The 24,317-nt window shown below is 53.9% G+C and carries 36 protein-coding genes and 1 pseudogene; 18 read left to right on the top strand and 19 right to left on the bottom strand.

The genetic code is table 11. The features are described 5' to 3' along the window. Positions 1 to 102 precede the first annotated feature (102 nt). The 17 genes from NL116_RS14650 to NL116_RS14570 form a co-directional block, all read right to left on the bottom strand. Entirely contained in the window at positions 103 to 501 is a 399-nt protein-coding gene (locus tag NL116_RS14650; protein WP_494377801.1) for a hypothetical protein, read from the bottom strand. 1 nt (position 502) lies between these two features. Continuing rightward, positions 503 to 1,036, bottom strand: coding sequence for a head-tail connector protein (locus NL116_RS14645; protein ID WP_494377800.1), 534 nt, complete (start codon positions 1,034 to 1,036; stop codon positions 503 to 505). Beyond that, positions 1,036 to 1,323 (bottom strand): hypothetical protein, encoded by a 288-nt coding sequence (locus tag NL116_RS14640; RefSeq protein WP_494377799.1) that lies wholly within the window; start codon positions 1,321 to 1,323, stop codon positions 1,036 to 1,038. The genes NL116_RS14645 and NL116_RS14640 overlap by 1 nt, the downstream gene beginning before the upstream one ends. Further along, a complete protein-coding gene (locus NL116_RS14635; RefSeq protein WP_494377798.1) occupies positions 1,323 to 1,664 on the bottom strand; it encodes a hypothetical protein in 342 nt (113 codons plus the stop codon). Before NL116_RS14635 ends, NL116_RS14640 begins: the two co-directional genes overlap by 1 nt. A gap of 14 nt (positions 1,665 to 1,678) precedes the next feature. Next, on the bottom strand, positions 1,679 to 2,866 hold the full coding sequence (locus NL116_RS14630) for a phage major capsid protein (protein ID WP_494377797.1): 1,188 nt from the start codon (positions 2,864 to 2,866) through the stop codon (positions 1,679 to 1,681). Between the two features lie 147 nt (positions 2,867 to 3,013). Further along, entirely contained in the window at positions 3,014 to 4,048 is a 1,035-nt protein-coding gene (locus NL116_RS14625; protein ID WP_494377796.1) for an HK97 family phage prohead protease, read from the bottom strand. Further along, positions 4,048 to 4,764 carry a hypothetical protein gene (locus NL116_RS14620; protein ID WP_494377795.1) on the bottom strand — a complete coding sequence of 239 codons (717 nt, stop codon included), beginning with the start codon at positions 4,762 to 4,764 and terminating at the stop codon, positions 4,048 to 4,050. The genes NL116_RS14625 and NL116_RS14620 overlap by 1 nt, the downstream gene beginning before the upstream one ends. Then, positions 4,761 to 6,065, bottom strand: coding sequence for a phage portal protein (locus tag NL116_RS14615; RefSeq protein ID WP_494377794.1), 1,305 nt, complete (start codon positions 6,063 to 6,065; stop codon positions 4,761 to 4,763). The genes NL116_RS14620 and NL116_RS14615 overlap by 4 nt, the downstream gene beginning before the upstream one ends. Beyond that, a complete protein-coding gene (gene terL / locus NL116_RS14610) occupies positions 6,065 to 7,477 on the bottom strand; it encodes a phage terminase large subunit (protein WP_494377793.1) in 1,413 nt (470 codons plus the stop codon). Before terL ends, NL116_RS14615 begins: the two co-directional genes overlap by 1 nt. Next, positions 7,458 to 8,201 (bottom strand): hypothetical protein, encoded by a 744-nt coding sequence (locus NL116_RS14605; protein ID WP_494377792.1) that lies wholly within the window; start codon positions 8,199 to 8,201, stop codon positions 7,458 to 7,460. The genes terL and NL116_RS14605 overlap by 20 nt, the downstream gene beginning before the upstream one ends. Before the next feature lie 13 nt (positions 8,202 to 8,214). Next, positions 8,215 to 8,514 carry a DUF1364 domain-containing protein gene (locus NL116_RS14600; RefSeq protein WP_494377791.1) on the bottom strand — a complete coding sequence of 100 codons (300 nt, stop codon included), beginning with the start codon at positions 8,512 to 8,514 and terminating at the stop codon, positions 8,215 to 8,217. Beyond that, positions 8,514 to 8,981, bottom strand: a complete 468-nt coding sequence (locus NL116_RS14595; protein WP_494377790.1) for a hypothetical protein — start codon at positions 8,979 to 8,981, stop codon at positions 8,514 to 8,516. Before NL116_RS14595 ends, NL116_RS14600 begins: the two co-directional genes overlap by 1 nt. 99 nt (positions 8,982 to 9,080) lie before the next feature. Further along, on the bottom strand, positions 9,081 to 9,431 hold the full coding sequence (locus tag NL116_RS14590; protein ID WP_494377789.1) for a hypothetical protein: 351 nt from the start codon (positions 9,429 to 9,431) through the stop codon (positions 9,081 to 9,083). Further along, on the bottom strand, positions 9,424 to 10,389 hold the full coding sequence (locus NL116_RS14585) for a ParB/RepB/Spo0J family partition protein (protein WP_494377788.1): 966 nt from the start codon (positions 10,387 to 10,389) through the stop codon (positions 9,424 to 9,426). Before NL116_RS14585 ends, NL116_RS14590 begins: the two co-directional genes overlap by 8 nt. A gap of 46 nt (positions 10,390 to 10,435) precedes the next feature. Then, the gene (locus tag NL116_RS14580) at positions 10,436 to 10,795 is read right to left on the bottom strand and encodes a hypothetical protein (protein WP_494377787.1); all 360 of its coding nucleotides are present in this window, start codon (positions 10,793 to 10,795) and stop codon (positions 10,436 to 10,438) included. Continuing rightward, positions 10,788 to 11,558 carry a hypothetical protein gene (locus NL116_RS14575; protein WP_494377786.1) on the bottom strand — a complete coding sequence of 257 codons (771 nt, stop codon included), beginning with the start codon at positions 11,556 to 11,558 and terminating at the stop codon, positions 10,788 to 10,790. Before NL116_RS14575 ends, NL116_RS14580 begins: the two co-directional genes overlap by 8 nt. Beyond that, positions 11,551 to 12,582 carry a phage replication protein gene (locus tag NL116_RS14570; RefSeq protein ID WP_494377785.1) on the bottom strand — a complete coding sequence of 344 codons (1,032 nt, stop codon included), beginning with the start codon at positions 12,580 to 12,582 and terminating at the stop codon, positions 11,551 to 11,553. The genes NL116_RS14575 and NL116_RS14570 overlap by 8 nt, the downstream gene beginning before the upstream one ends. A 97-nt stretch (positions 12,583 to 12,679) precedes the next feature. Here NL116_RS14570 and NL116_RS14565 point away from each other — a divergent pair, with 97 nt between their 5' ends. Beyond that, positions 12,680 to 12,967, top strand: coding sequence for a ubiquitin family protein (locus tag NL116_RS14565; protein ID WP_494377784.1), 288 nt, complete (start codon positions 12,680 to 12,682; stop codon positions 12,965 to 12,967). 141 nt (positions 12,968 to 13,108) lie between these two features. Here the strand turns inward: NL116_RS14565 and NL116_RS14560 are convergent, their stop codons facing one another. Further along, a complete protein-coding gene (locus NL116_RS14560) occupies positions 13,109 to 13,675 on the bottom strand; it encodes a toxin YdaT family protein (RefSeq protein ID WP_494377783.1) in 567 nt (188 codons plus the stop codon). Positions 13,676 to 14,039: 364 nt separating this feature from the next. On the opposite strand from NL116_RS14560, the gene NL116_RS14555 reads away from it, so the two are divergent. The 13 genes and pseudogenes from NL116_RS14555 to NL116_RS14495 all read left to right on the top strand — a co-directional run bounded on the left by NL116_RS14555 (position 14,040) and on the right by NL116_RS14495 (position 22,114). After that, positions 14,040 to 14,795 (top strand): S24 family peptidase, encoded by a 756-nt coding sequence (locus NL116_RS14555; RefSeq protein WP_494377782.1) that lies wholly within the window; start codon positions 14,040 to 14,042, stop codon positions 14,793 to 14,795. A gap of 372 nt (positions 14,796 to 15,167) precedes the next feature. Next, a complete protein-coding gene (locus NL116_RS14550; RefSeq protein ID WP_494377781.1) occupies positions 15,168 to 15,533 on the top strand; it encodes a hypothetical protein in 366 nt (121 codons plus the stop codon). 60 nt (positions 15,534 to 15,593) lie between these two features. Next, a pseudogene (gene csrA / locus NL116_RS14545) lies at positions 15,594 to 15,779 on the top strand (carbon storage regulator CsrA); the annotation flags it as partial. A 518-nt stretch (positions 15,780 to 16,297) separates the two neighbouring features. Beyond that, positions 16,298 to 16,519 carry a hypothetical protein gene (locus tag NL116_RS14540; RefSeq protein ID WP_494377780.1) on the top strand — a complete coding sequence of 74 codons (222 nt, stop codon included), beginning with the start codon at positions 16,298 to 16,300 and terminating at the stop codon, positions 16,517 to 16,519. Positions 16,520 to 16,529: 10 nt separating this feature from the next. After that, positions 16,530 to 16,727 carry a hypothetical protein gene (locus NL116_RS14535; protein WP_494377779.1) on the top strand — a complete coding sequence of 66 codons (198 nt, stop codon included), beginning with the start codon at positions 16,530 to 16,532 and terminating at the stop codon, positions 16,725 to 16,727. Positions 16,728 to 16,748: 21 nt separating this feature from the next. Beyond that, complete coding sequence (locus NL116_RS14530; RefSeq protein ID WP_494377778.1) at positions 16,749 to 16,991, top strand: hypothetical protein; 243 nt, start codon at positions 16,749 to 16,751, stop codon at positions 16,989 to 16,991. A 2-nt stretch (positions 16,992 to 16,993) separates the two neighbouring features. Further along, complete coding sequence (locus tag NL116_RS14525) at positions 16,994 to 17,254, top strand: hypothetical protein (protein WP_494377777.1); 261 nt, start codon at positions 16,994 to 16,996, stop codon at positions 17,252 to 17,254. Beyond that, complete coding sequence (locus NL116_RS14520) at positions 17,251 to 17,439, top strand: hypothetical protein (RefSeq protein ID WP_494377776.1); 189 nt, start codon at positions 17,251 to 17,253, stop codon at positions 17,437 to 17,439. The genes NL116_RS14525 and NL116_RS14520 overlap by 4 nt, the downstream gene beginning before the upstream one ends. A gap of 144 nt (positions 17,440 to 17,583) precedes the next feature. Continuing rightward, positions 17,584 to 18,714 (top strand): coiled-coil domain-containing protein, encoded by a 1,131-nt coding sequence (locus NL116_RS14515; RefSeq protein ID WP_494377775.1) that lies wholly within the window; start codon positions 17,584 to 17,586, stop codon positions 18,712 to 18,714. A 56-nt stretch (positions 18,715 to 18,770) separates the two neighbouring features. After that, complete coding sequence (locus tag NL116_RS14510) at positions 18,771 to 19,718, top strand: RecT family recombinase (RefSeq protein WP_494377774.1); 948 nt, start codon at positions 18,771 to 18,773, stop codon at positions 19,716 to 19,718. After that, positions 19,715 to 20,383 carry a lambda exonuclease family protein gene (locus tag NL116_RS14505; RefSeq protein WP_494377773.1) on the top strand — a complete coding sequence of 223 codons (669 nt, stop codon included), beginning with the start codon at positions 19,715 to 19,717 and terminating at the stop codon, positions 20,381 to 20,383. The genes NL116_RS14510 and NL116_RS14505 overlap by 4 nt, the downstream gene beginning before the upstream one ends. Positions 20,384 to 20,757: 374 nt before the next feature. Continuing rightward, the gene (gene yejK / locus NL116_RS14500) at positions 20,758 to 21,777 is read left to right on the top strand and encodes a nucleoid-associated protein YejK (RefSeq protein WP_494377772.1); all 1,020 of its coding nucleotides are present in this window, start codon (positions 20,758 to 20,760) and stop codon (positions 21,775 to 21,777) included. 13 nt (positions 21,778 to 21,790) lie between these two features. Beyond that, positions 21,791 to 22,114: a hypothetical protein gene (locus NL116_RS14495; RefSeq protein ID WP_494377771.1), complete on the top strand. Its 324-nt coding sequence runs from the start codon at positions 21,791 to 21,793 to the stop codon at positions 22,112 to 22,114. 7 nt (positions 22,115 to 22,121) lie between these two features. On the opposite strand, the gene NL116_RS14490 is transcribed toward NL116_RS14495, so the two are convergent. Continuing rightward, entirely contained in the window at positions 22,122 to 22,304 is a 183-nt protein-coding gene (locus tag NL116_RS14490) for a hypothetical protein (RefSeq protein ID WP_494377770.1), read from the bottom strand. 76 nt (positions 22,305 to 22,380) lie between these two features. Here NL116_RS14490 and NL116_RS14485 point away from each other — a divergent pair, with 76 nt between their 5' ends. From NL116_RS14485 to NL116_RS14470, 4 genes are all read left to right on the top strand, one after another. Next, positions 22,381 to 23,160 (top strand): DUF2786 domain-containing protein, encoded by a 780-nt coding sequence (locus tag NL116_RS14485; RefSeq protein WP_494377769.1) that lies wholly within the window; start codon positions 22,381 to 22,383, stop codon positions 23,158 to 23,160. Between the two features lie 355 nt (positions 23,161 to 23,515). Then, on the top strand, positions 23,516 to 23,722 hold the full coding sequence (locus tag NL116_RS14480; RefSeq protein ID WP_494377768.1) for a hypothetical protein: 207 nt from the start codon (positions 23,516 to 23,518) through the stop codon (positions 23,720 to 23,722). After that, positions 23,719 to 23,988: a hypothetical protein gene (locus tag NL116_RS14475; protein ID WP_494377767.1), complete on the top strand. Its 270-nt coding sequence runs from the start codon at positions 23,719 to 23,721 to the stop codon at positions 23,986 to 23,988. The genes NL116_RS14480 and NL116_RS14475 overlap by 4 nt, the downstream gene beginning before the upstream one ends. Next, complete coding sequence (locus tag NL116_RS14470) at positions 23,985 to 24,218, top strand: hypothetical protein (protein ID WP_494377766.1); 234 nt, start codon at positions 23,985 to 23,987, stop codon at positions 24,216 to 24,218. Before NL116_RS14475 ends, NL116_RS14470 begins: the two co-directional genes overlap by 4 nt. Positions 24,219 to 24,317 lie beyond the last annotated feature (99 nt).

The following is a 24,317-nucleotide window of genomic DNA, read 5'->3' as shown; positions in this document are numbered from 1 at the left end:
ACTCACTCAAAGCAGCACCGTTAGCGTCATCGATGAGCCCTGAGTGGCGCCGCAGCCTGTCAAGACGCCCCTGCGATGCCTTTGTGATTCTTATCTTCAGCATTACGCCTCCGAAGCAGAGCCAGCGCCCCGATAATCGCATTGAATCTTGATGCTCTCGTTGTCCAGGTCGACGTTATCAGCGCTCATGACTTTGTAGTTTTCTGGCTTCCCATCAATGCGTAGGAAAAGGTTTCCCTGTTGAAACTCCTCCATCAAGGAATCGTCGTAGCGCACAGAAACGATGTGCGTAGGAGCGTCCTCAATACTGACCCCCGTGTCTGTAGGATCAATTTTGTACGACGTGACCTTCGCCCAGACTCCCTTGGCGATCAGGTCAAAGGTCACTGGCGACATGCTCAACGAATCAGGATCTACACCGCCGACCATTCGCGCATACAGATCTATCGTGTGCCGCAGATCGCTGGCTTTGAGGCATGACTTCTTTGCGCAACTGGCCATATCAGAACACCCTGCTAATGCGATGACGCCGCAGCGACTTAATGGCTGCCTCTTCCACACCTGAAGCGCAATCACACCCGCCGCGTTTACTGAACTCGACAGCGCATAGATCAAGGATCGCCAGGCGAATGTCTGCGGGAATATCCGTGACCGCTTTGTACCCCGCACTCAACGTCACCTGAAGCGGATTCTCAACGTGAGGATTTGGCTCTGCATCCACCGCGAGCAGTACGAGCTGGCATTGCTCATGCACTGGTTCGGCGATCCATGCCGAGGTCGGCAACTCCATCAGCCCGGTATCCGTACATATTTTGATGGCCGTTACACCGCCTATAAAAAACGGTGCCGGGGTAAGCCGCTGGGATAGGTAGAGAGGAGCCGACAGAGTCAATTCACGCTCGCTGAGCATGCGGTTCGTGATTCGTTCTGCCTGGCCAATGCAACCGACTCGAATAGCATCAAGCGCGATGTCGTCAGCGCTGGTGCTGACTTTCAGAAAAGCCTTCAGTTCAGCCAGAGTGACGACATCGAACATCATTTAGCTCCTTGAGGTTTAGATTCGCTGGCAGGCGTTTTAGTCGCAGCAGGCTTGTCTGAGGAGGCGTCTTTCTGAGCGTCAGATGCAGCATTGCCAGACTCCTGCTTCTGCGCAGCCGAGTCGTTTGGCTTTTTCTCGGGCTCGTGCCATTCAGCCCAGCCGGCATCGACCAAGTCTTGGTTGTCAACGGGGGTAAAGTCTCGAACTTCCCCCTTCTTGATCTTGACCAGCTCGAACCCACCAAGAGCCCATTTGCCGGTTTTCGTGATTTCGATCTTACTCATCACGGCACCGGCGCATATGCAGGATTGGAAAGGATCGCAACCATCGCATCGGGCGCAGCACTCGGCGTCACGAACACATAACGCTTCGCGCCTAAGTAACCGATCTTTACTGCCGAGTTGGCACCATCCAGGACTGCCGGCATTCCGATCAATTGACGAGCGGGCACAATCGTCGAGTCTGCAAAAACTGCAGTGTCACCTTCGCGAACTTCAAAAGTGATCGGCGCTGCAGGATCTGCAATTGTCACCGCGGCGAATAAAATTGAACCAGATCCTGTCGTGCCTACCGGAGTACTTGCCGTAACAACAAAGACTTCTGCATCATGATAAAGATTATGCATCTGAACCTCTCCTGTTAGGCCTTGATCTTGAGAAGCTTGAATGCTTCTTTCAGTGTTACTTGGCCGTGGTTGTAGCGATGGAAAGTGAGCTCGATAATCGCGGCCTTCTTGCTAGTGATATTGTCGCGAATGACCTCGGTCCCAGTGCGATCGATGATCGTGTAACCGCGACGGAAATCCGCAAAGGCCATCGGAATCGAGTTGGCAGCGATATCAGGCATGTCTTCCATAAGCACATAGCTGAAACCGGCGATCTGGTTCGGAACCACGCCATTCAAGCCTGGCTGGAACAGATACTGCCCATTGGTGCCCTTCAGGATTCGGATCTGTGCCAAGGTTCTACGATTCAGGGCGAACACCGGGTTGTAACCAACCTTCAAGTCACCTGTTAGAAGCAAGATGTCATCACCGCTGAGCACGCCGGACCCAGCAGAAATTCGAGCATCGCCCTGGAGGCCGGCAGCGCCGGAAAGGAAGCCCATCGGCTTCTTCACATTGTCACCGACAGTAAACCCACGCCCCTCAGCGAAAGCGAATGCCTCGGCAACGTCCGTCATAACTTCATTTTCGAAGTCAAAGGCCGTGTCCAGCAGGAGGTCGCTAGTCATTGGGATGGTGGTAGTCAATCGGTGAACCGTCAGCGACTGACTCCCGTACTTCGATTGGGACTCGTCACCCTCTTCGGCCTCGCCTTCATATGTCGCGACCGGGATGCCGGTGCGCACTGGGCCCTGAAGAGTTTTTCGGGAAACCGTGCGAACTCGAGCAACAGAGCGGATCGGGGAGATCTCGGTGATCCCCTTAATGATCATACTATCCAGCTCTGGCGTGGTCAGGTAGCCGCCATCCGTTCCGGAATCAGAGCGCATCAGGCTGCTCTTTTGCTCAACATCCATGTCATCGCCGCGACTGATATAAGCGCTGATGGCCTTGTACTCGGGCGTCTCTTTGTAGTCGCGCCCAGTGCCAGGACCGCCCTTGCGCGCCAGCTCTTTTTCTAGCACGTCCATGCGCTCAGAGAATTCGGCGGACGCCTTTTTGGACGCCTCGAGCTCGGTAGTAAGACGCTGGCTCTTTTCTTCCTGCTTGGCAAAGATCTCCTCCGCTTTCGCAGCCATTGCCTTTGCCTCTACATGCTGAGCGCCTAAGCGCTCAGTGGTGCTGCGCAACTCATTAAGTACTGCACCGATATCGTCTGACATTTCCCGCCTCGCAAAATTGATTGGTCTGTTTGCCGATTTCTCGGCGGGCCATCTCAATTGATCGCATCTCGCGTCAATTAATCAGTCCACAGCACCAACCGAACATCTCGCTCGACGGGCACAGGTGTTACGCAATAATATTTTTAACTAAGTCCTATTGACGATGCCCTTCAACGAGTCAATCGCAGACTTAATTCCCGCAACCAGTTCAGTTTCAACTGGAGCGTTTTTCATCTTTATCCTTGAGACTAGGAGTTTAGCTGTTTTACGGCTAAAAGAAACTCCCTCACAAAGCTGGCGTTCCAAATCGCGCTCATTGAACAAGTCTAAGTCATCAATTCGAAATGATTTTCCGGAAAGCGGCGACTCCAAATCCATTCGCTTGTAATACATATCGACGTTATCGCAAATGGACTTACGGCTTTCGTCTGGGATGTCGACGCTTCCGCATGCCCCCGCAAGAGTCGCGGCGGCTGCAAATATGGCTTTAGGAACAATCTTTGGCTCCCCGCCTATGATATCCACGATTGGCAGCTTGCAGCTTTTGAAGTCATTCGGGGCCGATTCGTCCGCCCAAAGAAAGCATGTTTTATATTTTTTGTTTGGAGCACCTTCCGATCCCGCCCACTCACGAATCCGCAGCTCGGCAGACTTGCTATCCCACGGTGTTTCCCTGGCAGCCGTTGCATACTCCTGAACTGGATTGCTTTTCACTGAAGTGATGCGAGCCATGGTGTTTGCTGGCATGACACAGAGCGACCCCTCGAAGAGAGTGCAGGCCTTGATAATCCTGACTTCATCTCGATACGCAACCTCGTTAGCATAATAACCAATGCTCATGCCGGAGATTGACCCACACTTGATCTGAGGAATCATTCGCTCAGCTACGAATCGGTCAGCCTTTGGCAGTCTTGCCTTAACGAACAATCCATAACTGTCTTCGCGCATCTCAGTAAAAACGCCAACAGGCTCGGATCGATCATGGCTAAACAACGTCGGCAGCTTAAACCCTGAAGACTCCCATGCCGCAAGAGATTTTGTGAAGGCGCCATGTTCCACAATGTCATCCCAGTGATCGACATTACCGAAAACCGCCAGATAACCAGAAACCTCAAAAAACTCTTCATCATCCGAGAATTCTTTTCGCTCAAGCCGAATAAAGGCCTTCACTTCGCCGCCCATTATTTTTCACCCTCAGTGTAAATAGCGATACAGCGACAATGGACGATCTCTTTTGCTGGAGCGCCAAGGCTGTAATCTGCTGGAAATCTCATGCGGTAGCCGCCAACAGTAAACGTCGAATCGAAATCGACGGTCTGATTGTTGGCGAGCACATGCGTTGTTCTAACTATACCGTCATTCATGGTAATCCATGTTTTTTTATGCAGTCCCGCACTGTCGGCGGTATGGTATTTAACGCTCTCTGCACTTGCTGTTGTTTCGGTTACCGCACCAGTTGTTGCCCGCGAACTGAAAGTTTGTTTTAGATTGGCGTAAGCAGTCCGAGCAATGGCCGCACTACTGGCATCCTCGCCCGCTGCTACTAGCTCTTTTGCTGAATAAACAATCGCGGCAATGACGTTTTTTAGCGTCGTGTCTGAAATCATGCCGGATGACTCAAGGGCGCGATCATTTAGCCAGACGACATAGCCTGTAGCGTCGACAGAAGACAGGGCGAATGCTTCTCCGACCAGAAGACCGTGCTTCACTAGAATTCCCGTGAGCGCCCCCTTGATGTCGTCACGAATAGCAGGGGATTCACCACGAGCAAAGGCTCCGAGTGCTGATTTGCTTGCCTCTTCGAAGAACACAAGCAGCGAGGCATAAAGTATCTTTTCGAGATCGTCTCGCTTCTCGCTTTCCAGCTTCGTTGCGGCTGCTATACCCTCTTCGTTCATTTCGTCAAATCGAACAATCTGCTGTTGTCAGCAGTGAACATATCGGTTCCGACCGGCACCAGTGCCGCTGGCTGGTACAGAGAGTCGCCGCCATCAAGTGGCTCGCGACCTGGTATCTCCGACCGAAGCTCATTGATAGTTTCCACGCCAATGTCTTTGCGTTTTTTAAGCACTTCAATCATTCGGTCATATAGCGGGGCGATCTTTTGTTCGTCATAAGTGATGGTGTATTCACTTGGGTCAATGCCATAGCGTGGAAGCAATACTCTGGATAGCCCGGACAGCAACGTCTTTGCCAGCGGCAAAACTGCCCGATCATAAAGTTGAAAGACGGACTGGCGCATGTTGTCGTAGGTTGCGGCGTCCTGCCTTACAAGTGGAAGCGGTATTTTGAACCTGGTATAAATTGCATCGCCGGATGCTCGGTCCAGTGTCGAAAAATCCATATCGACGCGCCCCTTCCCTGCCTCCTTGATTTCCAAATCCGTAGACTGGACAACGGCGATTTTCCCGGCAGTTCCAGATCCGGAAAAATCCTCGTTTATTTTATCGCGCCGAGCTTTCATTTCCTCCTCGCCGACCGAGTCCTTGAAAAGGAATACCAGCGACAGCTTCCCGCCATTATTCAATACGGCCAAATTATGCTGACGGCTTAATACAGATTGCCTGGCATCCATTGCGCAAGAATTAAGCGGGCTGTCTGGATCGGCCCCGGTGCGACTCGAGTAACCTTGAATTATCCCAACCTCGCGCATACTGCCGTCAAGATAGCGAACTCCTTTCTTCTTTTCCTGGCGTACGTAAACACCCTTCACTGCGCCCTGGTTAACTTGTATTTGTGCTGGATAGCCATCGCCTTGGTCGTATTGCACAGAAGATGCGCCAGGGCGAACAGCAAACACCTCAAGCGGCGGCCTATTGATGTTTCCAGACAAGGTTACCTTTGCCGACGCCGTAAGAAGATAAGATCTAGCAAGTGCGCCGATGAACTGCTCAAACGTTTCAAACCCGTTGGGTCCACGTAACAGCGTAATAACATCATGCATCTCGTCTATTTTTCCGTCTGCCACCCTGACAATGATAGGCGACAGCTTTTCGACCTCATCGCAGATCATCTCAACTGAAACCGCTACTGGTCCAACGGTTTGATAAAACTTTATCGCTTGGCTCGGAGTTATGAGGCTTGACGTAATAAAATCAGCGAGCGCCCCGTTTACAGTTCGAGCTACTGTCTTGCCTCCCGAATTCGCGGCGCCAGCTTGACCGGATTTCTTGCCAAGGTTGATACCGAAGATTTTCATTATCCCATCCAGAAAGTTGACTTCTTGGCGATCTTATTAAAACAACCGCCAGCCGCGTCAATTTGGTCTTTGTATTTACCGCTCGGAAATGTTTTGTGTTCATCAATGAACAGCTTATTCCATTCACCTCTGACCAGCTTAATATTTTCGGCTTCTACTTGCACTGCATATGGTTCAGCGCGAATAGCCTTATCACCGGTTGCTCGCTCAGATTTAATGTTATACCCCGCCAAGTTCCTTACCGTGCCCTCCGCGGACTCTTTACCACCAGATCCCGGCTCTTGCTCAATCCAGATAGCACATCTATCGCCATCGAGCTCAGCAGTTTGCTTTATTGTTTTTTCGCGAGTGGTTGCACCCCACTGCCCCCTCACTACATCCAGCACATACCAGAGACCATCTTTACTGCGGCCCATCTTCACGCCTGCGGTATATGCGCCGCCACCCTCAGTGCCAGCTTTATCCCAATAACGCACTACTTCGATCAGGGGAGGCGCAGCATCGACAACTTCGAGCTTCTCCCAGGCAAAGAAACCACCGGTACGCGGCGCAGGACGCTGCTGGTTTTGTCCGGCATGCCCATAACTTCCAAGCAGCTTCTTGTCCCGCTCCACAACCTCCAGAGGGAAGCGCTCGGGAAAAAGTAGCTCACCGTCATAGGTGCGCTTGTCGGCCACGCCTAGACTGGTCACGCAGCGGCGCTCAGGCTCAAACTCCATAGGCAGCATTAGGTGCTCATACCCAAAGTCTTCAGCGATGATCAGACCTGAGACGTCCGACTCGTGCACCCGCTGCATGACAACGACGATGGCGGATGAGATAGGGTTGTTGAGTCGAGTGGGCAGCGTTTCGCGGAACACGTCGATAGCAGTGTTTCTATCTGCCTCGCTCTTCGCACCTTCAACGCTATGCGGGTCATCCCATGCCACCCGATCACCACGACGACCAGTCATGCTCGCTACGGCGCAGGCCTGACGAAAGCCAGTACTGCCGTTTTCGTAAAAGGTCTTTTCGTTCTGGTCGCCCATCAACTGGACGCCCCATCGCTCCTGGTACCAATCAGAGGTAACGAGCCGGCGCATTTTTACCGTGTCGCGGATGGCAAGTTTCTGTTCGTGACTGGCGCCAATGAAGCGCATGTGCGGCATTGCCTTCGGCCCCCACTCCCAAGCAGGCCAGAACACACCAACCAACATCGATTTCATGGTGCCAGGAGGGATGTTAATCAGCAGCCGATTGAAGTCACCTCGGGTGATAGCCTCAAGGTGCTCACACACTACCTCGACATGCCAACCATGCGTGTAAGGCTGCCCCGGTTCCAGCACATGCCAAGCCTCGCGAACGAAGGTCGCAAGAGAACGGCGGCAGGCTTCACGCTCAAGCGAGACGAGGTCAATCTGGAGCGCGTGCATTCATCAGCGCCTTGATCACGTCATCTGGGAGCTGCGTCAGATCGACGGTGCCGTGCTGAATTGGCCCGCCGCCTTTGCCGGTGTGCTCAACCTTGACTGGTGGCGCGATGTCGAAGGCGTCACGCTCCAGGCCGATCAAGATCTTCAGCGTTTCAGAAAGCTTCTTTACTGAGTCGATGCGCGATGGCAGAGCAATGACTTTCATGTACATGTCATTCAGCCGGTCATTACCCTTGTCATCGGGGCGCTCCATCATCTCGGCTAACTGCTCGAACAATTCAGCATTGCCCGTCTGCTGCTCAAGCTCCACGAGCATGCTGGTGATTAACGCACGGTAACGCGTGATACTCGACCTGTGAGAGAGCTTCACGCTGACTATCGCTCTGGCGCTGGCCTCGACAAGTTCGCACTCAGAAAGGTCGGCTCCGCTGCGTACCTCACTGCGTACTTCTTCGTCCGAATCAGCCTCTACATCAACAGATACCGAGCCTTCAGCATTGGCCGCTCTGCGTACTTCGCTGCGTACTTCTGTGCTGCGTACCAGATCATCAGCTCGCAGCCTTACCCTCTCGGAAAGATCCCTTGACCAAGAGTCGCGCTTGGCTCGCTTACGAATTGCCCCCTCGCTCACATCTGACTTTGTGGCAATTTCTCGAAGGCTAAGCAATCCAGCTCGGTAGTCGAGCTCAATACGCTCCCAGTCGATGGGTTTCTTCTTGCTCACACATCCTCCCCATTCACGCTGCCACTACCCCTTCACTCACCAATATGTCGTTGGTACGCAATACACCCTCCGCGTGATACAGCCGCATCTCATCTTTGGGCATGTCGTACTTGGCGCGACCATCAATGCGGTCGTGGCACCAAGCGCAGCACCAGGCACCTTGCAGATTGTTTGGCTTCATGCCCATGCCGCACGTACCGGAGAGGCGGTAATGGGCGAGCACGGTTGTTTCGGTGTTGTTGGGGCACCCTGGCAAACGGACTTGGCAATCACGGCCTCGGGCAGCCTTGGTGATTTTTGTTTGCTTAGCCATCAGCAGTCCTCGCTCAGCAGATCAGTGAATACAACACCCTGCGTCGAGAACGCATCAACTATACGGTCCGTGTACTCGATGCCCTGGGCGCGATTGAATAGGCGCGTGACCGGGAATCCATCAGGACCTAGCAAGGGACAATCCCCCATCAGCTCAAGCTTCTGCTCATAGTCGAGATTCAGAAGTATTCGGTTCCAAGAGTCGCGAAAGCACGGATCTTCAGACCGCATGATCGGCACACCAAAGTGCAGCTTGCAGTACTTACGCGCATCCTCAGTACCTCCGACTTGGGTCATCTCGGCGATACGCTGGTAGAGAGAGAACCAAAGGGCATTCTGGTCAAGCGTGCGGTCCTTTCCAGGGCGAAGCGAGACCACCACGAACTTCTTCTCGCGATACATGGTGGTCAGCATGGTGATAGCTTGTGACAGCCTCGGGGCGCTGTTTACGCTGATACGGTCAGCCATGGCCCCGCCCCTTCATGCGACCACAGCATTCAAGCCATGCAGCGACCGCGATACCTGCGAGCCAAGAGACAGCTGGAAGTATTGAGCTGGTGAGCTCAGTCATAACCGCGCCTCCTTGGCCATCTCAGCATCAATCACCGCATCCCACTCGGTATCGGAAACGTTGTAAGCAAGATCCTCGACAAGTGCCATTTGCTCATCAGGCTTGATGAAGCGATATCGGTCGGCGTCTTGGCGCAGCAAACTTACGACCTCAACGATGCGCGCCTCACCCTTTGCACCAGATGCCACCCAGATGGCGCCATGGCCACTTCTAAGGTGATCGTTGTCTGCCCTGAGCTGGCGTATCTCGCGAACCAGGAGCTGCACATCACCCATACCTGGTGCAACGCACTGCTCTGAATCCTTGAGGATGGAGTCAAGGTTCGCATCTGATAATCGACTATTCATTGTCGGCCCCAACTGCTTCCAGCTCACCTTGTGCAGCCTTCTCTTCGCGGAGACGCTGCTTTTCAGCCTGCCGCGCACGAGCTGCTTCAGCATCACCGCGAGCATCCAGCAGATTCCGCAGGAGACGCGCAGGGAGCTCGACCGTCAGCACCTCGGTTTCCTCTTCTTCCTCCTCTCCCCGCTCAGCTCGTGCCTGGGCAAGTTTGTAGAGTTCGGTGTGGACACTGAGCGGTACCGCTGAAGCAAGGTCATCAGCAGACGCGATGTAACTAGTTACTACTTTCTTCGGGAGCGACTTACCCTTGACTGTTCCCTTTGTAACTTTGGCCTTGCCCAATCCACGAGCTTTTTGCAGTTCGGCCTCAAGATGCTTTCCGGCGCCTTCGCCGTACTCACGAATGAAGTCGATTGCGGTCTCTGTGCTGACGTGTCCCGAGGACATCAAGTTATGAACATCGACATTCGCATATGCAATCAATAAGTGATCATCAACATGCGGGCGACTCTTTTTCACCAGAGACGCGATTTCAGACGGCGGAATATTTAGAGCCGCAAGCTCTTTGTACATTTTCGCGTATTCGAGTGCGGTTAAACCGAGCTGATTGTTACTCGTGGCGATGCGCGCAATGCGCTCTGCGTTGTTACCCTTGAACGGAACGATGTCGATCAGCTCAACAGGGCGCCCTTCTGCCAACAAGCGGCCATAGGCCTCATGGCGGCGGTAACCTTCAACGATGACCAGCTCACCCGTGGCCGTGTTCAGATGGACTTCAATGGCTGGGACTTGCCCACCCTCACGCAAATAGTCGGTCAGCTTGACGATAGACTCTTCCCAGCGTGCGTCATGGTTGCGAGCATTCCAGCCAAGAACGAGCGTCTCATATTTGACTTGCATGCCGGTGCGAGCACGCTTGATGACGCCATCTTTGACAAGACTTTCAAAAGAGTAATTAGCCATCATATTCATCCTCTAATTATAAACCAGCTCAACTTTTAGATCTGGATTAAATGTTTGTTTTGTTTGATTTTAAAATGTCGCGAATAGAATTTATTGCAGCACCTGCTACTTCCGGCGTTCGAATGGAATCGGCAGGTAACTTGTACAAATAGCCGCCCTCTAAAAAACGCTTACACGCCTCAGAAAAATTCCTCTTAAACACTTCCTCGACTTTGTTGTCAGGGTAAGTGTCTCGGTTGTTCAGCATCCACCAGCCAGTTTCTCGAGCTGCGTGGTGCACAACTCGGTGACTCCACTTGGCTTTGCCAGCCATGCATGGGCGGACATTGCGGCACGCCTCTGCGAAGGCTTCAGCAAGACTGGGGATACCGGCATCCGAGAGAAGATGTTTTTCCAAGTTAGGCATCGCGCTTCTCCAGTAAGGCCATAACCTGCGCCTGAAGCTTCCGCTTACGCAGGTAAAGCTCAACTCGCTCAAGACGCGCCTGGCGCCGCTTTTTCTCGGCGCCTTGCGCAAGTGTTTCTCTGATGACCTGGAGCCGCTCGGACACTTCGGGGGATGGCTTGCAGGCCTCACCAGTGATCAAGCAGGCGATTGCCTTCCCGTCCTCAGTGATCGGCTCCTGCGCCAGATCGAGCAGATACATCTCTGCTCGATCGTGCGAAATACGCTGCATCTGCACCGCGGTGGCTAGAGCGTCGACTCGTCCTGCCGGATCGAATCCCATCGAAAGATGCCATTTGGCTGGAAGCGCCTGACGTCGCGCCTCGCCGACGATCCGGACATAGGCATCCATGAACGCCATGCGAGCGCCGATCTTGTCGCCTGCGCTCAACACGGGACGCGCAGCAGCCAGCGCCAGATGAATCTCTTCGGTCAAAACGATGGAATCGAATTCGTTGCACGACGAAACGGCGATAGCCCATGCCTCGTCCTTGCCTGGCCGACCATCTGCCGCCTGAACACGCTGGAGGATGTCGGCCATGGTCAAGCGACCACGAACCTCCTGACGGCAAGCGAGCAGCGCAGCCTGGATCAGCGCCAGCGGATAGCGACTCAGATCCACGGTCATGATCGCTGCAGTGTTCGGGCTCAGCGTGCAGCCCATTGCCTCAGCGGTACCGCAGATCAGATCGACCACGTCGTCGATTTCGTACTGGCTAAGCATGGGATTCGTTCCGCTTGCGAAGCAGTGCTTTGGCTTGATCAGCGGTCGATACGTTGGCTTGCGTGTTTTCCATCTGACGGGCAGTAGCCCCGTTCACCTGGGTCTGTGTAGCCCACTGGGTGTGGTAAGCCTCTGCGTTAGCCAGCAGCTCGCCCAAGCCATGGCACTTGCGGATCAACTGGGCGTCGTTGATCTTGACGAAGTACGCGGCCACGCTGTGAGCCACATCAGACCCAAGACGGTCGATCAGCTGACCAAGCTTTCCGCCAACGGAAGCGTTCCACACCGGCCAGGTGTGGTAGCGCTTGCGGTATGCCATGGCGTAGTTAGCCCAAGTCTTGAATGTTTTGCAGGTCGGATCTTTCGGCCCCGGCATGTCGAGAGGGATTTCGCAGCGTGGCGCTTCCGTCGCAGCTGACTGCTCACCGACCAAAACTAATCCGCCAGAACGGGTCGGCTCTGCCGTGCCCTCTGGCAAATTCTGATCACTGGTATCCTGATTGGTACCCTGATTATTGGTTACCTGATTACTGGTATCCTGATTTGTCGGAGATTTTTCCGACCTCGAACGGATTTTTTTCCGACCCCTATCGGAAATATTTCCGACCTCGCTCGGATTTTTTTCCGATCTAGCTCGGATTTTTTTCCGACCTGTTACATCGGATTTTTTTCCGAGCTCCTTATCTAAGGTCGGATATTTTTCCGACCCGTCAAGCTTGCGATTCCACTCCTTTGCTTTCTTCGTCAGACGGACCAATGTGATGCTTGAAGTGCTGGCCAGATCGATTAATCCAGCCTCCTCCAGCGCCCTCAAAAGCCGGTACGCGGTATCGGGTTTATCCGTGAGCAAAGGCAACTCTTCAACGATCTTGGCTTTGCTCAACGCAAAGAAGATCCCGCTATCTGTCTTCATTGAATTAGCCCAGCTTGGGCATTCGTAGACAAAGGCAAACAGCAGCGCTTGCTGTGAGTTCAACCCCCACTCAAGAGCTTTTGCTTGATTGATAGTAATCGTGTACTGCATGTCAATCTCACTCCTACGTGAGGAGCTTGCGAAATAGGTGTCCGGCGCATCCGTGGTATTTTGAATTTCCACAAACAAAGGCCCAAGGAGGCCGGACATGACTCAAACAAATAGCGACTTGCTGGAACTGATTCGCCGAAAAAACAATGTTGATGAAAAAATTGAATTGTTAGTGACCGCGCTCCAGACGCAGACAGCAGCTTTGATCAACGTCCAGCTGGTGATGCTTGCCGCAATCAATCGAACCGAATCTTTCGACAGGGGCAGGCTCATCGAAGATCTGGAGCGACTGCGAGATCTCGTACCTAACGACCTGAACGTCGACGAATACAAAAGTGCTATCAGGATGAGGATTCGCCAGCTGAGACCTTTGACTTGTATCTGACCCCTTGAAAAATAATCATCTCGTCTGTTTCGAGCGTTAAAATCACGCTTTCGTAGTCATCAAATGCGCCTTTCGCAGACCTATCAGATGCAGCTCTGACGGCCTCGGTCGTCAGATTTTGTTTATGCAGTTCTTGCTGATTCATAATCTCGCTCTCTCTTGGATAGTCTGCTCAATGAGACTCAACGCCTGACCGCCCGCAACGAGCGATTCACTTAACTCACGGTGGGCGATTTTCAGTCGGTCTTGGCTTGTATCGTCCAGCAGATACACCATGGCCTCTTGTGCTTCAGCGCCCTCTTTCATGACCGCCCGGACGTGGTGAAACATTCCGTCCTCAATGCTCTCCTTGGCGATCACACGCACGGAAACGCCAAGCGGAACGAGCAACTCTCCGAGTACCTGGATCTTCAGATCGCATGGCAGTGCAGCCAGAATCGACGGGATGAAATTTGCCGGGAGCAAGTTGGTATCTTTCGTGGCGTCATTGAGCCAACGAAAGATCCGCTCCGAGTTAACAGCCATCCGAGTGTGCGCATCTTGCGTTGGCGGCTCGAAGCGAATACCGGTGCATTGCGGGCCGCCGATTCGCTCGTGAGTCTCGACGATCAACTGAGCCGCAGTAGCCCGACTCATGCCCTCCCGCTTGCACCACTGATTGACGCCGCCGAGCAAGGTCGCAATCAATGTCTGCGAGTCAGCTCGCATGACTTAGAGCCTCAGCAGATGCATTATTCCGGTCCGCTTTGAGCTCTGGCCAGATTTCGTGCCAATCATTTGGGCGCAATGCTTGGCGAGTAACTGAACCACTAGTGGCAGTTTCTGTCCGAACCGCAATCTCAGCGGAAGCAGTTTTGCAGCCGTAAGCGATCATTCGCAGGTAGGCACGACTGGTGCCAGTCTTGGCCACTGCGGAGTCATCGGCTGTTTTGAGCCACACCAGCAGCTCTATGTTTTTGGTCCTCATAAGCAGCTCTCGAGTAAAAGTACCCGAAATATAACCCCAAGGTAACAGCGATGGCAACACCCTTGGGTTATTTACCTGTGGGTAGCAAACTGAGATTATTCGTTAATGGACATATATGAAATTCGACGCGAAAACCTGCGCGCCATCGTCAAACAGAAATTTAGTGGCCGGATGGCCGGATTAGCCGAAGCGGCTGATCGGGCGCATAGCTACATATCGCGCTGCCTAACAGAAAATGAAAAGCATCGAAAAAACGTCGGTGAAGAGTTCGCACGCGATTTAGAAATTCGTCTCGGTTTACCGCCGTTGGCGCTGGACAAACCTAAAGAGGAAGGACTAGTTTCCTCAGGTGAAAGGCCAGCGCTAGACAGGTCAGAAGAAGTCAAATTGCCACTACCGCATGGCTCTCGCCATGTAATGGATAGGGACATTTCCCCTCCTGTCGATACTGGACACATATACAGTGTCCCACTAATCTCGCTGAGCAATGCCATTGAATGGGTCTCAGGAGGTTACAAAATGACGGACATCGCGATAGAGGCGTACATACCGTGTGTCGTTCCGGTAGGGATTCGCGCCTTTGCCTTTCGCATGACTAATGACTCAATGTCAGGCCCTCGGGCGGAGCGCCCAATTCTTCCAGGCTGGATCGCAGTAGTCGATCCGGACGCCCCGGTGTCTCCGGGGCAACTTGTTATCGCATCGGTTGGCGGGCAAGAACCAATCATGGGGGCATTGAGCCCATATGGTGGGCGCACATTTGTTAAGCCGGCAAATCCGGAGTATGAAAAGGAGGAGATTGATCCAAACGACCCTAAAAGCCTAATTGGACGCACGGTTTTCGTAGGTTTCACTACCTAACGATCTGCATCGCATACTTCCAAACAAGCAATCGAGGCCCGCATAAAGCGGGTTTTTTTTCGTCCATTTTATTTTTATTACCTGAGGGTATTGACCGTGATTTTAACCTATGGGTAATATTCACCCCGTCGCAGCAACACACCACCGCGATACGGGGCAACCCGGCGCTCTTTAACAATCTCGACCCCACCGCAGTCCCGACAGGCGCAGCAGCATCGCGATCTGAGCGACGGTGGCAAAACATGACTGCAAGTGCCGGTTCTTTGAATCGGCCCATGCTCGGATCTGGTGACCGAGCCAGGTCGACCCGCTGACGTTTCTGGATTCAGCGACCACCGACCTGCGCTGTTAGCACTCCCTGCTGGAGCCAAGATGAGGCGCAACACCGGCACAGTACAAAGCAGTGAAAGAATGCCTCCCAGGGTGGCGAGTAACCCTGTACCGAAAAGCCAGAAGAAATACAGCGCGACACGCCAGCAGCTGAGCGCGGCACACCGATTTCACTGGCTGCCCTTCTTGCGAGGGGCAGACGGGAAATCAACCGGAGCTGTAACCATGAACCAACCAGCGGCAAGCAAGTGTACCTTCTGCGGTAAGACCATCGAAGTGGTGGTAAAGGCGAAGATCATCGATCAAGCCTATGACCAAGTACGCAGAAAAAAATACGTTCGAACTCGTGAGCTGGAGTTCTGCACTGAAGAACATGCAAGCAACTACCAGATGAGTTGTGAGGGATGATTTCACCCCTGCCACTGGAGACGGTGGCAGCGGGAAATCCAACCAAGCAAGGAGCAAGACATGCTGATACTCACCCGCAAGATTGGCGAAAGCATCAACATCGGCGACGACATCCTCATCACTATTCTGGGCGTAAGCGGCCAGCAGGTACGGATAGGGATTGCGGCGCCAAAGGATGTCGCAGTGCATCGTGATGAGATTTACAAGCGTATTCAGGCTCAAAATATCAGCGCTCTTACGGCGCCGAGCGGCTCACCACCTTGCGCCTGGACTGAGCAAGAACACCGCGAGCTTGTGACTGCCCTACGGCAGGTGACGACCGAAGAAAGTCGGTCTTGTCGATAGCGAACAACCAGCGCCGCGAGAGCCTCTCGTTAACTGCCCGATCCCTCGCAAGAGGTCGCATCGGTGAGCTCTGCAGCACAACGGTAGTTTCGTTGGATGGTTCGTGTGCCATCGCTTCAGAGCTCACCGATGCGACAGTATCGACACCTGTTCACGGCAGGCCTTCGGGATCACCGTGACGCGTAAGCCGGAAAGAGCGCGGCTGTACATCCCCGGCAGCTCAGGGCGCATAGAGAGGGCACCGTTCCCCGCAAGGGTTTGCACGGCTCCTTGTAGGGTTTCCCGCTCGTGCGTGACCTGGCATCTCACCACCCCGATTTCATACGTCGCCACCTTGTTAGATGAGCCTTGCGGAAGTCTGTTTCTGATCAAGGTGGCGACCTATGCATTCGATTTTAAAGCCCATTACAGGAGTGTTCATGAGCACCAAGGAAATCGTTTTCGATGCTGAAACGGTCAACGCCTGCGGAGAGTGCGGGCACTCGTCCAATGTTCGCGTTACCGCTGAAGCCGACCTGCAAACGTTGTTCGACAACTTCGAAGCTGTAGAGGTGATGGAGTTCATTGATCGCGCCCACTTCCTCGAAGCCATCGGCGAAGAATTTGCCCGTCAGTACTTCGGTATCGACGCCAAAGAATAAGGAGTCATCCATGGAAAACGCTAAGCCTGATAAGGCGCAGTGCCCGCAGTGCAAAAGCTGGTGCGACCCAAGCCAGCTGGAGGTCACCAAGATCTCTCGGCGCGGTCGCAGCCGTCATACCGGCAAGCGGGAGACGCAGTATCAGCTTCTGAGCTTCTGCAAGAACACGCCCTGCGCCGCTCGCTATCAGGCTGGCGCCTTGGGCTAATCCACGCTTGTCGGAGGCCTCATGGCAACCAGTTACGCAGATAGTGCACAGGCCCGCGAATGGGATAGGCGCTACGACGCTTGGGGCCGCGAGAAGAAACCACAGCTCGATGAATTCCACGACTATGAAGCCGCCGAGTTGATGCGCTCGCAGGAGAGGATTGAGCATGAGGCGCGGGAGCTTATCGAGCGAAAGGCAGCGGCGACAAAGCGTCGCGCCGCAGTTGAGCAGATAGGCAAATTCTGGGGCTACAAGGAAAAGTAATTATGCGCAAACGCTATGACAGAACCGTCAAATTCATTGAGTTTCAGATCGAATCAATCGGCAGATCTCTCTTTCCAGCCCTGAATGGCTGTGAGTGCGCAATTCAGCTCGCCCTCTACCAAGGTGATATTGATCAGGGTGAATCGATCGAACTCATGCAGCGCGTCTGCGATGCCGAACAAGCCCGCGAATCTGAGCTCAACAAGATTCAAGCCGATCGTAGGGATGCACAAGTGCGAGACCTTTGCAGGGGCGGGCTATGACAACCTCTCCAGTCAAAAGCCTGATCGAAGAAATGACCGACGAACTGATCCGCGATCATCTGTCGGAATCCAGCGAGCCGCTCAATCGCGACACGCCAGTCAGCAAGCTTCCGGTGCGCTTGTCGTCGACACTGCACAACCACCATTGGAAACATGAGGTACGTCATGACCAGCGCTCAACGTAGTCGCCGCCATGCCATTTGGCGAGGCTCTGCGGGCGCCCTATTCCTCAGCATAATTTGTTTCGCCCCGGCAATCGGCGGCCTGATTACCCAATAACCACCCCCCTTAATCACGGCGCCCCGCAAGGATGGCGCGGAGTTTTACTCATGCCTAAAAATCAACAAGCGGACGTTGCTGCCGACAAAGTTCTGACCGAAGAAGTTGCGAGTGCCGTCACCGATATCGCGGAATATCGTCCGCACGAAGAGCAGATCGTTCGTCTGGAGACGACTTACGCGAAGCTGGTCGTTGACTGCTCGACGAGTGAAGGTTTGGCAAATGCAAAAGAAGTACGCGCCGATATCCGGGACGTGCGCTATGCCTTGGACAAAACCACCAAGACGGCGCTGGTCCCCTATCAGCAGAAGGTCAAGGATGCCCAGGCTCGCGTCAACCAAGTCAAGGAGTTCGGGGAGGCATTGAAGGGTCGTGTACTGGCAATTGAGGAGCCCGTCGACGAAGCCATTAAAGCCGAAGAAAAACGCATAGCTGACGCCAAGGCCGAACGCGAGCGTATCGAAGCTGAGCGCGTTGAAGCCATTAGGGCAAAAATCACCCGATTCCGCTCTGTCGCTGCTGCATATGCAAGCCGCAGCGCTGCCGATGTCGCAAGCATTCTGCAAGGCGTAAAGGAATCGGTGATCCTGCCTGAAGAATATGCGGAGTTCGAGGCTGAAGGCACCATCGCTCGCGACAATGCTATTGAGCAACTGGAAACGCTGCACAAGTCTGCCATTGAACGCGAAGAGGCTGCCGCCAAACTGCTGACACAGCAGAAAGAACTCGACGAGTTGCGCAAGAAGCAACGCATCGCCGATGAAAACGCGGAGAAGGAACGCCAACGCATCGCAGCAGAAGATCGCCAACGCATCGCGGATCAACAAGCCGAACTGAACCGGCAGCGCGAGCAACTGCAGCGTGATCAAGACGCCCAGCGCCTAAAGGACGAGCAGAACCAGCGTGACCAGGAAGAACTGACCCGTCTGCGCGCACAAACATCTGTCTCGGTTCCAGCGGCAACCATCGCGCATATTCCAGCACTAGAAGCTGCCACAGTCACGACTTCAGTGGTTGTCGAGCCGGCACCAACATCAAAGGCTTTAACCGATCCCACAGCGGTAGACGTGGCCTCCGATCCAAATATGCCAACCGCTGCCGAAGTAGTGGAAGTGGTAGCCATGGCCTACGACGTGGACAAGGATCAGGCCTGCGCGTGGCTGCGTGCCCTGTCGTTCTAAAGAATCCAGAAACTAACCCCAGTGGCCGATCAGAATCGTCGGCTATGGAGCAAGCAATGAGCGCATCAACTCAGCTGTCAGCAATCTCGACGGATTTTGCCAGCCCCACAGCACTGATCCTAAACCGCGAAAGCATGCAGTCCATGACCGACTTGGCAGCAATGATGGCGGGTGGTCAAGCGACCGTACCCGCGCATTTTCGGGGTAACCAAGCTGACTGCATGGCCATCGTCATGCAGTCAATGCAGTGGGGCATCAGCCCCTTTGCTGTCGCTCAGAAAACTCACCTCACCCAGGGCGGCGCACTTGGATACGAGGCGCAGCTGATCAATGCCATAGTGATTTCTCGTGCACCAATTCAAGGGCGTCCGGAGTATGAGTACCTGGGCGACTGGGACAAGATTCTGGGGCGCGTGAACGAGAACAAATCCGACAAGGGCGGCAAATATTACACAGCAGCGTGGAAGAAAGACGACGAGCTAGACTTGGGCATCATTGTTCGCCTGACCATGATCGGTGAAACCCTGCCACGCGAGGTCAAGGTCATGATGACCCAAGCCTACCCGCGATTCTCTACTCAGTGGGCAACTGACCCTAAGCAGCAGATTGCTTACCTCGCAATCCGCAAATGGGCCCGACTGCATGCCCCTGACGTAATTCTCGGGGTCTACACTAGCGACGAGATGCCATCAGCCGAAGAAATCGACATTACACCGCATGAGGGTGCAGCGGCCCCCGCCGAGACGGCAACTTCGTCCGCCCAGAACGATGTGACAGACGCGGCCGCGGACTTGTTCGAGCAGTTGAAAAAGGTCGCCAAGGAACAAGGAATTGATGGCTATGAAAAGGCCTGGAAGGCACTGAAGCCCACGGAGCGCGTAGCTGTCGGCATGGCCCGCAAAGACGAACTGAAGAACATTGCGCTGAGCGTCAGTGCGGAAATTATCGATGCTGAATTCACCACCGTTACCGAAGGCGATGATCAGCAAGGCGCCGAACAATGAGCGTCGCTATAGACCTTCAGCGCACCGAGCAGTGGCACACCGATCGCATTGGCCGAATCACCGCTAGTCGGTTCAACGACGTCATGGCGTGGGGCAAGCCTGATAAAAAGGGTAAGCGAGAGCCACAAAAAGCCCGTACCAGCTACATGCTCGAACTGTGCTTTGAGCGCTTGGCGCGGAAGCCAAAGCACCAAGTGAAAAGCGCCTCAATGCGCTGGGGTACCGAGGAGGAGCGCTCATCACACGAAGCCTACGAGCTCATGACCGGGAATGATGTCGTGCCCAGCGGCTTCATAATCCACCCGAAATACGATTGGCTGGGATGCTCGCCAGATGGCCTAGTGGACGCCGACGGCGGCATAGAGTCGAAGTGCCCCTACAACGAAGCTGTTCACGTGCAAACATGGCTGGAGGGCATGCCTGGCGAGCATATGGCGCAGGTCCAAGGCTGCATGTTCGTCACGGGTCGCAAGTGGTGGGATTTTCTTTCGTTCGACTCGCGTCAAGATGGAGATTGTCAGCTCTACATCCAAACGATTTATCGCGACGAAGAATACCTAGAGACACTGCACAAAGAGCTCGTTCAATTCAATCTGGAACTGAATCGCATGGTTGATGAAGTGGCCGACAAGGCTCGAATGCAAATGCATCGACTGTCAGCCTAAAGGCCTATTTTATTTCAGTGCGTCCACGACTCGGTCCAAGGGGCATAGGTGAGTTTGGTCAAGAACCAAATTTTACTGCAGTCATTGCATTTTAAAATTGTGATGCAACGACCTATCGGCTCCCTCTTCCCCGTTTCAACAAGTTGATTTGCGTGACCCGGACGACCTGGGTTTTCAATCGCGCTCCTACATCTGCTGCATAAAACCACTCTTATCTCCTAATCAGCGAAAGGCTGGACCGAACAAATAGCTCATGTGAGGGGTTGAAGCTAGTCAAATCGCTACGTCACGCTGATTTGTAACGACTAGCCGTAACACACCGACAGGCCACGCCGCTGCCCTCTTTTTTGGCGACATCAACTCAAGGAATCCGTATGCCAATTCGTCATTGCATCATTCACCAGATCAACAAGAAACCAGATGGCTCGCCATCCATTCTCCATTTACGAAACACGGAGCTGAGTGAGTCCAATACGAATGAAGCCCTGCTACAAGGCTTCAACGAAAGCTACAACGCAAAAGCCGGCAAGGGCTGGGGCTTCTTTCAAGCTGAATCCGGAGCCTTTCCGCTCAGTGGCTGGCTTAGCCAGTACTTGGATGGAGCGAAAGACTTTGCCGAATTCAGCGTGCGTGCCACCGAGCATCTGAAGCAGTTGATGGATGAGTCAAATCTAACGGTCGGTGGCCATGTCCTGCTTACCCACTACCAGCAAGGCATGACTGATTACCTGGTCATCGCTCTCCTCCAGCAGCGCCAAACTGTTTCCGTAAACGAAAAACTTCAAACCGTTTACTCCCACTATCTGGATCTTGATCACTTGAGCTTCGCCGCTCGAATAAATCTCTCTGAATGGAAAAACAACCCGCAGTCGAAGCAATATGTGTCCTTCATCAAGCCCAAAGGCGGACGCAAGTCGGTCGAATACTTCCGCGATTTCATCGGCTGCCAGGAAGGCGTCGACGGTCCGAGCGAGACTCGCACGCTGCTCATGGCATTCAGCGATTTCGTCGCCGCTGAGGATCTACCTGAGGAACAAGCTAGGCACGCGACCACTGCCTTGGTCGACTATGCCACTGCGCAATCTAAAGTCTGCGAGCCAATCATCCTTGAGGAGCTTTCCGAGCTGCTTTCGGAGTTGATCGACGAAGAGCGTCCTACGGCGTTTCACGACCACATCAAAAACAAGGATTACGGCCTGTCACCGGAGATCCCCGCAGACAAAAAGACCATCAACAAATTCCGGCGCTTCACCGGGCGCGCCGAAGGCCTCTCGATCAGCTTCGAATCTCACTTGCTCGGATCGAAACTGCAATACGACGGCAAGGCCGGCACGCTGCTCATAAAAAACCTGCCAGTTCAACTTGCAGATCAACTCAAGCGGGCCAGCGCCTGACTGGAGATAACTCATGGGTCTACCAGTAGCTGCTCTTAGCGATGATGAGCTTATTCATTACGCAGGTTTCGACGAAGACGCCCAGGCTGAGATGGTCCGCAGATCGGCTTGTTTTAGCGGAACCTACCTCAGCGAGATCGAAAGACTCAATCAAAGGGTGGTTGATCTCGAAGGACAGCTGGAGGATGCAGAAAAAAGCAGCTCGCCAGCGGACGAACTGCAAGCATGCCTCCAGAGTGTTTACGAGCTGCTGAAGGATCATTGCGAGGTGAGTGCCGGCGAGGCAGCTGAATTAATTGATGAGGCGCTGGGATTAATGTCCGACTTTGCCGGCTGACTAAGCCTTATCTATTGTGCTGAAGATCTGGCTCAGGCCCGTAGGCAAGATCCCGCCACTGCGCCAGCTCTGCTATCAAACGAAGCCCGCCGAAAACCTCAGCCTCAAGCTTTTCCTCGGGAAGGCTGAGCAAACGAACCACCTCTTCACCAATAAGCCGAATCGCTTCTACATCGACCTTCGCACTCATCGCAGCCACCTCCGTTGCGCCAGATTCAAAAAATTACTCCACTTCAATAAATCACGCCAGCCGACGAGGATCCCTGATGTCCGCACAACAGATCGACGAAAAGAAACGCGAGCGCGCGATCCGCAAGATCAAGCATTGTCTGGCGCTAGCCCAAAGCGCCAACGAGAACGAAGCCGCAACAGCACTTCGTCAAGCACAGGCGTTGATGCGCGAGTATCGGCTAACCGAAATTGACGTGAAGTTGAGCGATGTCGGTGAAGTCGAGTCGGCCATCTTTCGCGCCAAGCGTCGATCAGCATGGGATCAACAGCTGAGCATTGCTGTGGCAGACACATTCGGCTGTACGACCCTGCGCTGTCGGAAGTGGAGCTGTTCGAAAGGCCAAGTCATTGAGTGCGCGACATTCGTTGGTGTTTCTCCCGCTCAGAACATCGCCCTGTACGCGTATGAGGCGCTGCACACCAAGCTCACCATGGCGCGCAAGGAGTACTGCTCAGCCGTCAGGTCCGGAGTTCATCGAAGTCAGTATTCGGCAGAAACTGCTGGCGATCACTTCGCGCTGGCGTGGGTGTGGGAGGTTCAGTCGAAGCTGAAAGCGCTTGTGCCTCAAGGTGACGATGATCCGCTAGGACGCCCCTCCACCGGCCAAGACCTTGTCGCAATTCAGGCGCAGGACAAGGCATTGATCAGCGAGTACCTCTCCACCCAAGACATTGGAGAGTCCCGAAAAAGCAAGGGAGTCGAGTTGGATCTGGACGCCCAAATCGCGGGCATGCTCGCAGGTCGAAATGTTGAATTGCATGCAGGCATAACACGCGCTGGCGATAACTTGCTCGCGATCCAGCACAGCGCCTAACCAGAATCCTATGAATTTGGTGCGCAAGTAGGTCGCAACCCTTCCTGTTTTTTTCCAGCCAGCACAGGTATCGCCATGCCAAAAAAGAACAAGCCCGCTGAGCGATACCGCCATCGCGTGACGCGAAAGCATTACCTGGTCATCGCCGAATCAGAGGGGATATGCAGTCTCCAGGGTGTCGATAGGCACCCAATCGAAGTCAGCCGAATCAACTTAACCACCAGTGACACCTGGGAGCGTATGCCATGAAACACGAACCACCTGATAAGACACTGGAAGAAGCGGCGAAGCCGCTTTTGTGGATGGGCGCTGTGCTGGCGATCCTCGCAGTGATTGGCCTCGTTTGGAGTTTGTTATGAGCACCATCATCACCGTCCGCTATTCGACCGGCTCGTACGTCGCTCGCGCCAAAGGTCACAAGGGTACGGCCAGCAGCACGATCAGTGCTCGAATGGCTGCCAATGGCATGGCAAACAAGCTCGGGTTCGACCTCACCCAGCTCCAACCGATCGGCGAAAAGGACCAGGTGCAAACCTTTATCTATCCGGAGACCCCACAATGAAAAAGGTTCTTTTTCTCTTGCTGCTGACGCTCGCCGGATGTAATGCCTCAGCAAACATCCCTCCGGCCATCACTGTCATGCACGATGACGACCATGCTGTGACTTGCTGGCTCTCGACGTACAACGGCTCCAGCTCGATTGCCTGCCTGCCGAACTTTATGATTGAGGATCCAGGTGATAGCGAATACAAGCCGGAGGATGACGCTCGCCTTGAGTCCTCCTCCGCGACGACATCTACTTTGAGCGGGGAGTTATTCGGACTATGAGCCGGTACATCGCTGTGATACACGGTTGGCATGTCACCAGTAACGGCTTCAACGTGCACGAACTGGAATCGCGGACTCTAGATGAGGCGCAGAAGGAAGCTTGCTGGCTGAAAGGTCAGCGCGAGGCGAGTTTTGATCGGTGTGCTTATGTGATTGTTGAGATAGACGATACCGAGCATCTACCGCGAAGCCTGACTTGGCGCGAGCGCTTAACTGGAAAACTGCACTAAAGGAGTCCGCCCGACACGGACAGCATCCATGCGCCGTTGAACGTCCGAACCGGGCGAACAATCCACCTTATATCACCAACCCTCCCCCCTTTCAAAGCC

It is taken from the genome of Pseudomonas sp. FBCC-B1667 (assembly GCF_059133255.1).
The sequence above is the reverse complement of the archived record's forward strand: the minus strand, read 5'-3'. Positions and strand labels throughout refer to the sequence as shown.